The sequence below is a fragment of the Mesorhizobium sp. M4B.F.Ca.ET.143.01.1.1 genome, assembly GCF_004792275.1.
GTDB classification, from domain to species: Bacteria; Pseudomonadota; Alphaproteobacteria; order Rhizobiales; family Rhizobiaceae; genus Mesorhizobium; species Mesorhizobium abyssinicae.
On the sequence record NZ_SRSR01000011.1, the window covers coordinates 136,722 to 149,857 of the forward strand.

Here is a 13,136-nt window from a genome sequence, read left to right on the forward strand (position 1 = left end):
GCGGTCAGCATCGCCTTTTAACCTGGTTAGTCAACAAGCGCGGCCTGCCGACCGGATGCCGGCCGACGGCTCTGGCGGCACCCGCCGACATTTGCGAGACTGGCCACAGCCAGGGAATCGCCAATGCCGAAAACGAAGGCCGCCAGGCCCGCAAAACCCCGTGCGTGGACCGAGATGGCGACGCACCTGGTCGATGTCGCGATGGGCCGCAAGCCGGCCGACCTCGTCATCCGCAACGGCCGCTGGGTGAACGTCCATTCGGGTGAGATCATCGCCGGCACCGACATTGCGATTGCCGGCGGGCGCTTCGCCTATTGCGGGCCGAATGCGGGCCACGCCATCGGGCAGGGCACCAAGGTCGTCGATGCAGGCGGGCGCTATCTGGTGCCCGGCCTTTGCGACGGGCACATGCATGTCGAGAGCGGCATGGTGACGGTGACCGAGTTCTGCCGCGCGGTGATCCCACATGGCACCACCTCGATGTTCATCGACCCGCACGAGATCGCCAATGTGCTGGGCCTGGCCGGCGTGCGGCTGATGCATGACGAGGCGGTCGCCATGCCGATCAACGTGCATGTGCAGATGCCATCCTGCGTGCCGTCGGCGCCGGGGCTGGAACATGCCGGGGCCGAGCTGACGGTCGCCGATATCGCCGAGGCGATGAGCTGGGAAAACATCATCGGGCTCGGCGAAGTGATGAATTTCCCGGGCGTCGCCGCCAACGACCCGGTGATGTCGGGCGAGATCGCCGCCACGGTCAGAGCCGGCAAGACGGTCGGCGGGCACTATGCCTCGCGCGACCTCGGCCTGCCGTTCCACGGCTATGTCGCCGGCGGTCCGCAGGACGACCACGAGGGCACGCGCGCCGAAGATGCGATCGCGCGGGTGCGCCAGGGCATGAAGGCGATGCTGAGGCTCGGCTCGGCCTGGTACGACGTCGCTTCGCAGATCAAGGCGGTGACGGAGAGCGGGCTCGACCCGCGCAACTTCATCCTGTGCACCGACGACAGCCATTCCGGCACGCTGGTGCATGAGGGCCATATGGACCGGGTGGTGCGGCACGCGATCAGCCAGGGCCTGAAGCCGGTGACGGCGATCCAGATGGCGACGCTGAACACCGCCCAGCATTTCCGGCTGGAGCGCGAGATCGGCTCGATCGCGCCGGGACGGCTTGCCGACCTGCTGATTGTCTCGGATCTGGCGGCGATGACCATCGACGAGGTCTATGCTCGCGGCGTCAGGCTGGCCAAGGGCGGCAAGCTCGACATCGACATCCCGGCCTATGACTATCCGAAGACGGCCAAGAACACGGTCAAGCTCGGCAAGAAGCTCAAGGCGAAGGATTTCGATGTGGCGGCGCCGAAGGGGGCTAACGAGGTGCGGGTGCGCGTCATCGGCGTGATCGAGAACCAGGCGCCGACGCGGGCGCTGGAGGCCGACCTGCCGGTCGAGGACGGGCTTGTCGGCATGGACCGGCGCAACGACGTCTGCCAGATCGCGCTGGTCGAGCGGCACAGGGGCACCGGCGGCGTCACCAATGCCTTCGTCTCCGGCTTCGGCTACATGGCGGACTGCGCGATGGCGTCCAGCGTGGCGCATGACGCGCATCACATCATCGTCGTCGGCACCAACAAGCAGGACATGGCGCTGGCCGTCAACCGGCTGGGTGAGGTCGGCGGTGGTGTGGTCCTGTTCTCCAAGGGCAAGGAACTGGCGCTGGTCGAGATGCCGATCGCAGGGCTGATGTCGGACGAGCGCGCCGAGACAGTCGCAGCCAAGGCCGAGCAACTGACGGAAGCCATGCGCAAGGTCGGTTGCTCGCTGAACAACGCGTACATGCAGCACTCGCTGCTGGCGCTGGTGGTCATTCCCGAGCTCAGGATTTCCGATGTCGGACTGATCGACGTGACGACGTTCCAGAAGGTCGATCTTTTTATCTGAAACCGTGTAGCGGGCCCATCGATCAGCCGCCGGTGGCGATGGTCAGCACCTTGAAAGGCGTGGTGATGACCACTTCGGCGACCGAGCCGACGGCCTTTCCAATGCCTTGGCCGATATTGTCGAACTCGGCCGAGTCAGGTTCGGTCGAGCGCAGGGCGGCTGGTGTGCGCAGCCGGTCGCCGAGCAATTGCACCAGCATCGGATTATCCGCGAACTTGGCATGGTTCAGGCGGTCGCCGCCCTTGGTGTTGGTCAGGTCCGCCACGACCACGCCATAGCTGGCAAGGTCGGCAGCATTGCCGTAGTCGCCGACTCGAGGCTTGTCGCCGGAAATCAGGGAAGACAGCTTCAGCGCCCGGTCGTCCCCCGAGAGCAGGATCGCGAAAGGCTTGTCCGGCTTGCCGTAGCGGATCATCTGCTTCTTGAAGACGTCGACATCGATGTCCGGCGAGGCCAGGATGACATAGCCGATCTTGCCGCCGAGATCGCGGTCGCCGGTGATGGCGAGCTGGCGCAGCGCTTCCATCGTCAGCCAGGTTCCCATCGAATGGGCGATGATGTCGATGCTCTTGACGTGGGTCTTGGCCAGCATCCGCAGCGTCGCCTCGAGGTCGTCACGCGCGGCTGTGGAGCTGTCCTTGTCGTAGATATAGCCGGTCGTCTTGCCGCTCGATGCCCAGGAGAACAGCACCGGCGTGCCTGGGTATTTCGTGTCGTGCGCGATCTGGGTCAGCCGGAAGACGCCATCGTCGAAGCCGTTGTTGAAGCCGTGCACGAAGACCAAAGCGCGGTCGCCGCTTATGGCGATGTTGGAGCCGACGGCCTTGGCGAATTGCTGCTGGTCCCCATAGTGGACGACCTCTGTGGCGGTGAACTGCTTGGCCGGGTTGCTGTCGGCCGAACCCTTGGCGCGTTCGATGGCGCCGACCTGATGCACCTTGGGAACGGTGACGTCGACGCGGGCGTAGCTGGTGGTCAGCGAGCGGTCTCCGTCGAACACCTGCCGCTTGTCCTTCGTCGCCTGCTGGCGGGTGGTGGCGACAAAGATCTCGTGCGTCGCGGCGATGTCGGAGGCCGGCACCGTCACCGTCGTCTTGTTGAGCAGGTCATGCGTGTTCCGGCCGGCGCATCCCGCGGCGGCGAGCGCGAAGGCAAGGACTATGACAGTCTTCGAACGCACGATCACCCGGGATCCCTCAAGGGGCGAAAATCATAACGCCTCAGACCAATCCGATAAAGCCCGCGGCCGGTCCGGTCCAGTTCAAAGTGGGCGCGGCCGGCAACCGCGCCGGCCGGGCGGAACCATTAAGCTACTGCCCGAGCTGGCTGATGCGGTCGGTCACCGTCTGGTCGCTGGCGAAGCCGTCATCCTCGCGCAGCCGCTGGCCGATCATCTTCACCAGTTCGGGATTGTCGGCGAATTTGGTGTGGTTGAACCTGTCCGATCCCTTGACGCTGGAGAGGTCGACGACGCTGACGCCATAGGTGGCGAGGTCGGCCGCGTCCTTGTAGTCGCCGACGCGCGGCCGCGAGCCGGCGATCAGGCCGGAAAGCCGCAGCGCCCGGTCGTCGTCGGACAGAAGCAGGATGAAAGGCTTGTCCGGCTTGCCGTAGCGGCGCATCTGGCTCTTGAACACGTCGACGTCGATATCGGGCGAGGCCAGAACCACGTCGCCGAGCCTGCCGCCGAGATCGCGGTCGCCGGTGATGGCGAGCTGGCGCAGCGCCTCCATGGTCACCCAGGTTCCCATCGAATGGGCGACGATGTCGATGCGCCGCGCGCCCGTCTGGGCAAGCATGCGCAGCGTCACCTCCAGCTGGTCGCGAGCCGCGCTGGCGCTTTCCTTGTCGTAGACATAGTCGGTGGTCTTGGCGCCGGACGCCCAGGAAAACAGCACCGGCGTGCCCGGATAGCCGGAGTCATGCGCAATCTGCGTCAGCCGATAGACGGCGTCGTCGAAGCCGGTGTTGTAGCCATGGACGAAGAGCATGACGCGGCCGCCGCGCGCGGCGATGTCGGCGCTGAGCGCACTGGAGAATTTCGGCTGCGTGTCGTAGCCGACGACCTCGGAGGCCATGAAATATTTCGCCGGGTCGTCCGACTTGCCGCGTGAGCGCCGCTCGATCTGCCCGGGCTGGTGGATGCCCGGAACCGTGACGTTGACGCGGGCGTAGTTCAGCGTCGCCGAGCGCTCGCCGTCGAAGACCTTGTTGGGGTCGTCGGAGCGCTTGCGCGTCGTGGCGATAAAGATCGAATGGTTGCCGGCGATTTCCGTCACCGGCGTAGACATCACGGCGCTGCCGAGCAGTTCCTCGGTTTTGCGGCCGCCACAGCCTGCCACCAGCAGGGCAAGCGCAAGAATGCAAATCGTCTTCAAACGCACGTCAAAATTCCATTCGAGCCCAAAAAGGGCCGTCCACCCTCCGCGACATCTCCCCAGCAGGCGAAGTGCGGCGGAAGTAAGTCGCGTCCAGCTAAAATCTCGTCAGCGCCCGGCGACGGCCATCGCAGTGTTGCGCGAAAGCCAGAACGGCGGAAGGAAGGCCGGGATGTTGGAGAAGGGCAGCACTTCAGGCTTCAGCCGGATGCCGACCACATCGCCCATGAAGGCGCGGCGCGCCTCGATGCGGCGCCAGGCTTCCGGATAGCGGGCGGCGATTTCCTCGCGCAGCGGCTCGTCGGCAAGCGCGATGCCATCCTCGATATTGGTGGTGAAATAAGCGCTGCCGGTTGCCGGGATGATGTCGACCTGCAGCGCCATGCCGGACTTGAGTTCGATCGTGGAGCCGGAAGACACCGGCGAGTGCATCCATTCGTCGATATGGATGAGATGGCCGGGATTGAGCGAGACGCCGAAGAACGGGTCGCCGATACGCTGATGCACCGCTTTCCACAGCGCGCCGCCGGCGACACCGATGCCTATGGTCTCGTACCAGTCGACGGCAGCGGAAAAATACGGCGCGACCAGCTTTTCGATATAATCGCTTATCCCCGATGGCAGCTCGGCGGCGCTCTCGACCAGAAAGCCGGCGCGGGCGTTGAGCGAACCCTGGATGCCATAGGCCATTGTGATCGGATGGCCGCGCTGGATGATGTCGAGGCGGGGGCTCGGCAGCCCGTAGGGCGCGCGCTTGCCGGCCGACAGCATCGGGTGGCAGCATTGCGGCAGGCCGTTGATGCCCATCAGCCGCGCCGCCTGCAGCTCCGTCATGCCGGGTTCGATGCCCTGGAGTACGTTGCGCAGGCCTTGCGAGGAAAAGGTCGCGGCGAATTCGAAGGCTGCGAGTTGATCGGCCTCGTTGATCGCCCGCAAGCCGTCAGCCGGGTTGATCAGGAGATCGGCCGCGTTCTCGACCGCGCCCCTGTCGCCGGCCAGCGCGCGCAGCGTGTCGGCGATGAAGGAGGGCAGGTCGAGCGTCGTGCGCCCAAAGCCGGCATCGCCGGCGCCGAACGGCTTCCAGCCGATGGCGCCGATCCGGTGTCCGGGCTTTAGCCCGCTGGCCGCAAGGATGTCAGGCAGCGTATCGGAACGATCGCGCGGCTGCGCCGGCAGCGAAAAGGTCTGGTAGAGGATGCGCTCATAGGGTCCGTCGCAGAGCTCGGCATAGCCCCAGCCCTCATTGCCGACCAGCAGTTTTGCTTGCCTGCCGGGAACGATGACCAGCAGCGTTTCCTCGAAGCGGGGGTCGTAGCCGCAAAGGTAGGCGACATTGGCGGCATGCTCGCGGTCGCCATAGACGACGAAGCCATCGAGGCCGGCCTTCGCGCCGCGCGCCAGCAAGGCTTCGATGCGCGCCTCGTAGGTGGCGCGAGGAATGAGCGGCATCAGGGTCGGCTCGCCGAATTCCGGCAGCGACACGGTTTTCAGGGCGACCGACGCAACAGGCATGAACAAACGCCTCCAAGTGCTTGCAACGATACCGGGAATGCCCCGCGGCGAGGCTGATGGCAGGCGGACAATGGCCTTGCGGGGCCGGATGTGCAATAGGCTAACATTAACCGCCCAGCACGCTTCGGGACGATTTGCCATGAACAGTTTTTCTTCTCGCGTTGGCACGGCCGCCGCCGCCATCCGCCAGATCTTCCCGGAGACGCCGCTTCAGGAAAACGACTATCTGTCGAGGAAGACGGGCGCCCGGGTGTTGCTGAAGCGCGAGGATCTGACGCCGGTGCGCTCCTACAAGATCCGCGGCGCCTTCAACTTCTTTCGCAAGGCGCTGGCCGCCGGCAATGCGGCTGAGCTGTTCGTCTGCGCTTCCGCCGGCAACCATGCGCAGGGGTTTGCCTTTGTCTGCCGCCATTTCGGCAAAAAGGGCGTCGTGTTCATGCCGGTGACGACGCCGCAGCAGAAGATCGACAAGACGCGGCTGTTCGGCGGCGACTTCGTCGAGATCAGGCTGGTCGGCGATTTCTTCGACGACTGCTATCGCGCCGCGTTCGAATTCGCGGAGAGCGCCGGCGCGCATATGGTGCCGCCCTTCGACCACAGGGACATCATCGAGGGGCAGGCGACGGTCGCCTTTGAGATCGCCGACCAGATGCCTGGCGCGCGCATGCCCGACATCGTCATGCTGCCGGTCGGCGGCGGCGGGCTCGCGGCGGGCGTCACCCATTACTTCGCCGACCAGCATCGCGAGGCGCGTTTCGTCTTCTGCGAGCCGGCAGGCGCGCCGAGCCTCAGCGAGAGCCTGTCCTCGGGCAAACGGATCAAGCTCTCCAAAGTCGACAATTTCGTCGACGGCGCCGCGGTCGCCGAGATCGGCCGCGAGCCGCTGCGGCATCTTAGGGAATTTGCCACCGACGCGGTGCGGCTGATCCCGGAGAACCGGCTCTGTGCGACGATGATCGAGATGCTCAACGTCGAAGGCGTGGTGCTCGAGCCGGCAGGCGCCCTGGCGATCGATGCGCTCAAGGATTTTTCCCGCAAGGAGATCAGGGGCAAGACCATCGTCGCCGTGGTTTCGGGCGGCAATTTCGATTTCGAGCGGCTGCCCGACGTCAAGGAGCGGGCGCTGCGCTTCGAGGGGCTGAAGAAATACTTCATTATCCGCTTTCCGCAGCGGCCGGGAGCGCTGCGCGATTTCCTCGAAATGCTGGGGCCGGACGACGACATCGCCCGCTTCGAATATCTGAAGAAATCGGCTCGCAATTTCGGCTCGGTGCTGATCGGCATCGAAACCAAGGACCGGCGCAATTTCGACCTGCTGAAAGCGAATTTCGACGCCGAGGGCGTGCAGTACCAGGACATCACCGACAACGAGACGCTGGCCGGGTTCATCATATGAGCGGAAAAGGGACGGTTTTCGTCGCGCTGTTTTCCGGCATCAATGTCGGCGGCAACCGCATCGTCAGGATGGCGGAGTTGCGGAGCTTCTTCGAGGACCTCGGCTTTTCCGATGTGGCCAGCTACGTGCAGAGCGGCAATGTCGTGTTCCGTTCAGGGAAGGGCGGTGCGGCCAGCTTGACCGACAAATTGGAAGCCGCCTTCGAGAAGAATTGGGGGTTCCATTCGCGCATCATGGTGCGCGATGCCGGCTGGCTCGAGCGGCTGGTGGAGGAAAACCCCTATCCGGAGGTTGCCGGCGAGCCGACCAAGCTGCATGCCTATGCGCTGGAGCGCGAACCCACTGCGGAGGAGATCGCCCGGCTCGCGGAAAAATGCACCGGCCCGGAAAGCTTCGAAGTCAAACGCGACGTGCTTTACCTGCACGCGCCGGAGGGGCTTGGCAAATCGGTGTTCGCCAATCTCGTTCCACGCACCTTGAAAGTGCCGGGCACCGCGCGCAACTGGCGCTCGGTGCTGGCGCTGCTGGAGATGGCGACCAAGGCGAGTGCCTGATGCCTCGGCTCAGGCGGCCTTCTGCCAGTCGAAGGTCAGCTCCTCGCGGAAGGCAAAGCGCTTGATGTGGTCGGCGACGACCGTTTCCAGCCGCTCAAGCGAGGTGGCGTCGTCGGCTGCCACGGCGATGTGAAGCGCCTTGGCATCGGCCTCCATGACCGTGCGTCCCAGCGACGTCAAATCGATGGCGCCGTGGTGCGGGTCGAACTCGACCGGAAATTTGTGCGCCCAGTGCTTGCAGAGCTGCTGCAGGTAGCGGCTGGCATGTTCGGTGGCGACATCGGCGCGGCTGGTCGGCATGGATGGTTCTCCGATGGGTCAAGAAAAACGCCAGCCTCGCGAGGCTGGCGCCATGACTGCATAGATAGGCGCCGTCTCGCAAAACGCCATAGGCGACCGATCACATCGGCGTTGCCGGCCTACCAGCTGCCGGTGTTCGCCATCGAGGCCCAGGGCTCGGCCTTGGCCTTGGCCGGACCCTTCTGCAGCAGCTCGATCGAAATGCCGTCCGGCGAGCGGATGAAGGCCATGTTGCCGTCCCGTGGCGGCCGGTTGATGGTGACGCCCTTGTCCATCAGATTTTGGCAGGTGGCGTAGATGTCGTCGACCTCGTAGGCGAGATGCCCGAAATTGCGGCCGCCCTTGTAGTCTTCGGGGTCCCAATTGTAGGTCAATTCGACCAGCGGCGCCTTTTCCGTGACGCCGCTCTGTTCGTCTTCGGAGGCGGCGAGGAAGATCAGCGTGTAGCGCCCCTGCTCGTTCTCGTAGCGGCGCACTTCCTTCAGACCGAGCTTGTTGCAGTAGAAGTCGAGCGAGGCATCGATGTCGGCGATGCGGACCATGGTGTGCAGATAGCGCATGGGATCTTTCTCCGGGGCGTTGCGTCGCGGCGGAACATAGGGGCCACCCGGCCAAAGGGCAATCGCCGGAGCGCCGGGGCAAGAGGGCAATCCGATGGTCAAGCAGAGCCGGAGCGGCGGCAGCGTCCGATTTTAGGACATCGTCACCCGGCTGCGGACATGCCGGCAAACAACAAATGAGGTATTCCACTGCTCAACAGTGAAAAAAGGCACGTCAGGTCTTGCACAGACCGGAAGCCGCAGTGTTAATCTGATGTCAAGAATCAGTTGCGGTTGTGTTGAAAAAAGGGGGCATTCTTATGGGGGAAAAGGCCTCTTTTACGGGGCGGGACGGAAGCCTTGAGGGCGCCTTGAAGCGTGACAGCGGCGGCGAAGGCGCCGACCTTGTCGAAATCGCCGGCGCAATCAAATGGTTCGACGTAGCCAAGGGCTACGGCTTCATTCTTCCGGACGATGGTGTCTCCGGTGATATTCTCCTCCATGTGACGTGCCTTCGAAAGGACGGGTTCCAGACCGCGCTGGAAGGCGCGCGCGTCGTTTGCCTGGTCAAGCAGGGCGATCGCGGCCTGCAGGCGTTCCGCGTTCTTTCCATGGACGCCAGCACGGCGGTCCATCCGGCCGAGATGCAGGAACAGCGCACCCACGTCACCGTGACGCCGGAGAGCGGGCTCGAGCGGGCGCTGGTGAAGTGGTTCAACCGCACCAAGGGATTCGGCTTCCTTACCCGGGGCGAGGGCACCGAGGACATTTTCGTCCACATGGAGACGTTGCGCCGCTACGGCATTACCGAGCTCAGGCCCGGCCAGGTCGTGCTGGTTCGCTTCGGCCGCGGCGACAAAGGCCTTATGGCTGCCGAAATTCATCCCGATATGGGCACCTTGCCGGTCTCGCACTAAGCTGTGTTGATATTCAGGTGATGCCGTGCCTGCAAATGGCGGCTTCCCGTGCTTCCGGCGCTGACGTAACTGAAGTACGCTCCGCTCCGGCTCTCGGAAACCACCATTCCGGACTCGGCCTGACCTGAATCTCAACACACCTTGGGACGACGTCCCGGCTCAGGATTTTACATGCTTCACAGGAACTGGCTGACGGCAGGCGCGATCTGCATCGCGATGGCTATCGTCGTCGCGGCGGGCGCCTATTTCTATTCGCAGCGGCCGACTTCGGCGGACGGCCAGGCCATGATCCTGCCGGTCGACCCGACGCCGCTGGTGGCGGTGACGAAATCGGGCGAGCGTTCCTTTTCGATCGAGATCGCCGACACGCCCGACGAGCGCGAGGCGGGCCTGATGTTCCGCCAGCAGATGGCCGACGATCACGGCATGCTGTTCGTGTTCGAGGAGTCCAGGGACCTGACTTTCTGGATGAAGAACACGCCGATGCCGCTCGACCTGATCTTCGTCGGCCAGGACGGGAGGATTCGGGCAATCTTGAAAGGCGAGCCGCAGTCCGAGGCGATCATCTCGCCCGGCGAACCGGTGCGCTTCGTGCTCGAGCTCAAGGCAGGCACGGCCGCCAAGGACGGTATCGCGGACGGCGACCTGTTGCGCCATCCGGCCATCGGCACGGCGTCGGGGCCGGCCAAGCCGGCGCCTGACAAGGGCGATGCGCCGAGCGTCGATCCCAACTGAACAATCCGGACCTTTGCCGATGCAGTATTTTTCGCATGACGGTTTCGACCTCGCCTATCTCGATCGCCAGCCGGCATCGGGCCACGGCGATCCGGTGCTGATGATCCACGGCTTTGCCTCCAGCCACTATGTCAACTGGGTGTCGCCAGGCTGGTTCAAGACGCTCAACGCTGCCGGCTACCGGGCGATTGCCTTCGACAATCGCGGCCACGGCTCGTCGTCGAAAAGTTACAACGAGGCCGACTACACGCCGGCAAAAATGGCTTCCGACGGCGCCGCCCTGCTCGACCACCTCGGCATCGAACGCGCCCATGTGATGGGCTATTCTATGGGCGCGCGCATCTCGGCGTTCCTGGCGCTTTCCGATCCGGACAAGGTGGCGACGCTGGTGTTCGGCGGCCTCGGCATCGGCATGGTCGACGGCGTCGGCGACTGGGATCCGATCGCCGAGGCGCTGCTTGCCGAGGACCCGGCAACGACGACGCATCCGCGCGGCCGCTCGTTTCGCGCCTTCGCCGACCAGACGCGCAGCGATCGCCGGGCGCTTGCCGCCTGCATTGCCACCTCGCGGGAGTTGCTTGGCGAAGACCATATGGCGCGGATCGCGCAGCCGACCTTGGTCGCTGTCGGCACCAAGGACGACATCGGCGGCTCACCGGACGAACTGGCGGCGCTGATGCCGAACGCCCGGGCGTTCCACATCGAGGGCCGCGACCACATGCTGGCAGTCGGCGACAAGAGCTTCAAGCAGCGCGTGCTGGAGTTTTACGCCGAAAACCCGCTCTGATACCGCATCTGTCAGGACCATGGTCGACCTTCTCGTCACCTATATGGAGATGACCGAGCCGCCGTCCGGCGCGGCTTTTTCCGCTCCGACAGCCGGCGCGACGGTGGAGCGCGAAGCGCTCGATATCGCCAGCTATTTCAGCCTCTACCGCGCCGTCGGCGAAGCCGTGCAGTGGGATCAGCGGCTGCGCATGAAAGCGGCGGACCTCGAACGGCTGCTCGCCAGTCCGGCGACGCATGTCCATGTCCTGCGCGTCGACAGCGAGGCGGCAGGCCTGTGCGAGTTCAACAGCGTTGGCCAGTCCGTCGTCGAACTCACCCATTTCGGGCTCGTGCCCGCCTTCCAGGGCCGCGGGCTCGGGCCGTTCCTGCTCGACCGGTCGCTTCGCGCGATCTGGTCATATCGGCCCGAACGGCTTTGGCTGCACACCGACACCTATGACCATCCCAATGCGCAGCCTGTCTACAGACGCGCAGGCTTCAGGCCGTACGCGCAGCGCATAGAGACCTTCCCGGATTAGCTAACACCTCCGAGCGCTTGCAACGATCGCGCCAGGTTTTGCCTGGCCTGGGGCTCGAACCGTTGCCGGAATTCATCGGTGTGGAAGATATGCGGGCGTGCGAGGAAACTCTTCAGCACCGCGCCGCGGCCGGCGCGCCACATCGGCTCCTCGACCCATTGATACTCCCGCCGTACCGCCTGCTCATAGGTGTCGAAAGTACCGGGCGCCGCGCCAAGGATTGCCAGGTCCATGTCGAGCAAGAGCGCTGTGTCGCGGCTGAAGTCCGCATCGCGCGAGCTTGGCAATTCGTGCGTCGCGGTGGCGAGGATCATCGCGGCGATGCGGCCGAGGCGCGCGGCGTCGGTGCGGCCGGCAAGTTTTTGCTCTGCAAGAGCGGCACTCTTCGCCTCGTTGTCCTTGGCCCGGCTGTCATAGATGGCGTCGTGGAACCAGATCGCTGCGTGCACCGCTACGGGATCGTGGAGCAGGGCTTCGTACTCGCCAGCCAGCGCCAGCATCGCCTCGATATGGGCAAGGCTGTGGTAGTGGCGATCCGGTGCCAGATAGTGCGATGAGAGCTCGTTTCTCAACGCTTCGTCGATCAAGGCTTCGTTTTCCATGCTGCTTCACCCTTCCGACATTTGACGCCGGGAGCCGGGGCGACGCAAGTCGAGCCTGTATGGCATCGGGCAATTCGCCTGCAAACCCCACCGTCACCGGATTGACCAAAACGCATCGCGGCGGGAAGCTGCCTTCTCGAGGCACTCAAACCCAGGGAGGTTGGCATGACCACCATCGACATGAAGCTTGAGGCCGTCGCTATTCCTGTTTCGGATGTCGATCGGGCCAAGCTTTTCTATGGCGGGCTGGGCTGGAGGCTCGACGCCGACTTCGCGGTCGGCCACGCGTTTCGCGTCGTGCAGTTCACGCCTCCGGGTTCGCCGTGCTCGATCCACTTCGGCACCGGCATCACATCGGCGGCGCCCGGCTCGGCAAAGGTGCTTTATCTCATCGTGTCCGATATCGAGGCCGCGCGCGCCGAACTTGTAGCGCGAGGGGTCGAGGCGAGCGAAGTGTATCATCGCGCGGGCCCCGGGCAGCCATCGCTCAGCGGCAGGCATCCGGAGGGACGCAGCTATTCCTCGTTCGCCTCGTTCAGCGACCCGGACGGCAATGGCTGGCTGCTGCAGGAAATCACCCAGCGTTTGCCCGGGCGCGTCGACGCTCACGATACGACATTCAGCTCTTCCCCGGAGCTTGCCGCCGCGCTGCGGCGTGCGGCGACGGCACATGGCGAGCACGAGAAGCGGACCGGCGGAAAGCGGGACGAGAACTGGCCGGACTGGTATGCCGAATACATGGTGGCGGAGCAGGCCGGCAAGCCGCTGCCGACCTAAGCGGGCGGCATTGAGGTCACGGGGGAACCCGGTGCGGCCAGTGCGTGCAGGCCGCAAGGGTTCGTTTTCCATGGCCGCTTGATTTCCGATGAACCAAATCCATTTGACAAAGCACTAAGGAAAATTGAGTTCCCCCGTGCTATGATCTGGCCTATATGTGCGGCCGGTAAGGAGCCGG

14 protein-coding genes are annotated in these 13,136 nt (G+C 64.5%); 8 read left to right on the forward strand and 6 right to left on the reverse strand.

Going from position 1 to position 13,136, the window contains the following annotated elements; all coding sequences use genetic code 11:
• Window positions 1-123 precede the first annotated feature (123 nt).
• A complete protein-coding gene (gene ade / locus EN786_RS24685) occupies window positions 124-1,941 on the forward strand; it encodes an adenine deaminase (protein ID WP_127286748.1) in 1,818 nt (605 codons plus the stop codon).
• Between the two features lie 22 nt (window positions 1,942-1,963).
• Here ade and EN786_RS24690 read toward each other — a convergent pair whose 3' ends face one another.
• From EN786_RS24690 to EN786_RS24700, 3 genes are all read right to left on the reverse strand, one after another.
• The gene (locus tag EN786_RS24690) at window positions 1,964-3,127 is read right to left on the reverse strand and encodes an alpha/beta hydrolase (protein WP_127286747.1); all 1,164 of its coding nucleotides are present in this window, start codon (window positions 3,125-3,127) and stop codon (window positions 1,964-1,966) included.
• A 124-nt stretch (window positions 3,128-3,251) separates the two neighbouring features.
• On the reverse strand, window positions 3,252-4,325 hold the full coding sequence (locus tag EN786_RS24695) for an alpha/beta hydrolase (protein ID WP_127391525.1): 1,074 nt from the start codon (window positions 4,323-4,325) through the stop codon (window positions 3,252-3,254).
• A gap of 102 nt (window positions 4,326-4,427) precedes the next feature.
• A complete protein-coding gene (locus EN786_RS24700) occupies window positions 4,428-5,831 on the reverse strand; it encodes an aminopeptidase P family N-terminal domain-containing protein (RefSeq protein WP_127287245.1) in 1,404 nt (467 codons plus the stop codon).
• Between the two features lie 139 nt (window positions 5,832-5,970).
• On the opposite strand from EN786_RS24700, the gene ilvA reads away from it, so the two are divergent.
• Together ilvA and EN786_RS24710 are read left to right on the forward strand one after the other, a co-directional pair.
• Window positions 5,971-7,227, forward strand: a complete 1,257-nt coding sequence (ilvA, locus tag EN786_RS24705) for a threonine ammonia-lyase IlvA (RefSeq protein WP_127311193.1) — start codon at window positions 5,971-5,973, stop codon at window positions 7,225-7,227.
• Window positions 7,224-7,781: a DUF1697 domain-containing protein gene (locus tag EN786_RS24710; protein ID WP_127285839.1), complete on the forward strand. Its 558-nt coding sequence runs from the start codon at window positions 7,224-7,226 to the stop codon at window positions 7,779-7,781. Before ilvA ends, EN786_RS24710 begins: the two co-directional genes overlap by 4 nt.
• A 9-nt stretch (window positions 7,782-7,790) precedes the next feature.
• Here the strand turns inward: EN786_RS24710 and EN786_RS24715 are convergent, their stop codons facing one another.
• Window positions 7,791-8,081 carry a DUF2218 domain-containing protein gene (locus EN786_RS24715; protein ID WP_126054341.1) on the reverse strand — a complete coding sequence of 97 codons (291 nt, stop codon included), beginning with the start codon at window positions 8,079-8,081 and terminating at the stop codon, window positions 7,791-7,793.
• 119 nt (window positions 8,082-8,200) lie between these two features.
• On the reverse strand, window positions 8,201-8,641 hold the full coding sequence (gene gloA / locus EN786_RS24720) for a lactoylglutathione lyase (RefSeq protein ID WP_127285838.1): 441 nt from the start codon (window positions 8,639-8,641) through the stop codon (window positions 8,201-8,203).
• A gap of 299 nt (window positions 8,642-8,940) precedes the next feature.
• On the opposite strand from gloA, the gene EN786_RS24725 reads away from it, so the two are divergent.
• The 4 genes from EN786_RS24725 (at window position 8,941) to EN786_RS24740 (ending at window position 11,579) form a co-directional block, all read left to right on the forward strand.
• Window positions 8,941-9,537, forward strand: a complete 597-nt coding sequence (locus tag EN786_RS24725) for a cold-shock protein (protein WP_127285837.1) — start codon at window positions 8,941-8,943, stop codon at window positions 9,535-9,537.
• 171 nt (window positions 9,538-9,708) lie between these two features.
• Window positions 9,709-10,272 (forward strand): DUF192 domain-containing protein, encoded by a 564-nt coding sequence (locus EN786_RS24730; protein WP_127285836.1) that lies wholly within the window; start codon window positions 9,709-9,711, stop codon window positions 10,270-10,272.
• A gap of 19 nt (window positions 10,273-10,291) precedes the next feature.
• Window positions 10,292-11,059 carry an alpha/beta hydrolase gene (locus EN786_RS24735; RefSeq protein WP_127285835.1) on the forward strand — a complete coding sequence of 256 codons (768 nt, stop codon included), beginning with the start codon at window positions 10,292-10,294 and terminating at the stop codon, window positions 11,057-11,059.
• Between the two features lie 19 nt (window positions 11,060-11,078).
• Window positions 11,079-11,579 carry a GNAT family N-acetyltransferase gene (locus EN786_RS24740; RefSeq protein WP_127285834.1) on the forward strand — a complete coding sequence of 167 codons (501 nt, stop codon included), beginning with the start codon at window positions 11,079-11,081 and terminating at the stop codon, window positions 11,577-11,579.
• Here EN786_RS24740 and EN786_RS24745 read toward each other — a convergent pair.
• Window positions 11,576-12,181, reverse strand: a complete 606-nt coding sequence (locus EN786_RS24745) for a hypothetical protein (protein WP_127285833.1) — start codon at window positions 12,179-12,181, stop codon at window positions 11,576-11,578. The two genes, EN786_RS24740 and EN786_RS24745, sit on opposite strands and share 4 nt — an antisense overlap.
• Window positions 12,182-12,346: 165 nt before the next feature.
• On the opposite strand from EN786_RS24745, the gene EN786_RS24750 reads away from it, so the two are divergent.
• Complete coding sequence (locus EN786_RS24750; protein WP_127285832.1) at window positions 12,347-12,958, forward strand: VOC family protein; 612 nt, start codon at window positions 12,347-12,349, stop codon at window positions 12,956-12,958.
• The last annotated feature ends 178 nt before the right edge of the window (window positions 12,959-13,136 follow it).

Coding starts and splice junctions, on each gene's coding strand:
- EN786_RS24730 (WP_127285836.1), top strand. CDS start 9,709: ATGCTTCACAGGAACTGGCTGACGGCAGGCGCGATCTGCATCGCGATG.
- EN786_RS24750 (WP_127285832.1), top strand. CDS start 12,347: ATGACCACCATCGACATGAAGCTTGAGGCCGTCGCTATTCCTGTTTCG.
- EN786_RS24745 (WP_127285833.1), bottom strand. CDS start 12,181: ATGGAAAACGAAGCCTTGATCGACGAAGCGTTGAGAAACGAGCTCTCA.
- EN786_RS24700 (WP_127287245.1), bottom strand. CDS start 5,831: ATGCCTGTTGCGTCGGTCGCCCTGAAAACCGTGTCGCTGCCGGAATTC.
- ade (WP_127286748.1), top strand. CDS start 124: ATGCCGAAAACGAAGGCCGCCAGGCCCGCAAAACCCCGTGCGTGGACC.
- gloA (WP_127285838.1), bottom strand. CDS start 8,641: ATGCGCTATCTGCACACCATGGTCCGCATCGCCGACATCGATGCCTCG.
- EN786_RS24740 (WP_127285834.1), top strand. CDS start 11,079: ATGGTCGACCTTCTCGTCACCTATATGGAGATGACCGAGCCGCCGTCC.
- EN786_RS24735 (WP_127285835.1), top strand. CDS start 10,292: ATGCAGTATTTTTCGCATGACGGTTTCGACCTCGCCTATCTCGATCGC.
- EN786_RS24715 (WP_126054341.1), bottom strand. CDS start 8,081: ATGCCGACCAGCCGCGCCGATGTCGCCACCGAACATGCCAGCCGCTAC.
- EN786_RS24710 (WP_127285839.1), top strand. CDS start 7,224: ATGAGCGGAAAAGGGACGGTTTTCGTCGCGCTGTTTTCCGGCATCAAT.
- EN786_RS24725 (WP_127285837.1), top strand. CDS start 8,941: ATGGGGGAAAAGGCCTCTTTTACGGGGCGGGACGGAAGCCTTGAGGGC.
- ilvA (WP_127311193.1), top strand. CDS start 5,971: ATGAACAGTTTTTCTTCTCGCGTTGGCACGGCCGCCGCCGCCATCCGC.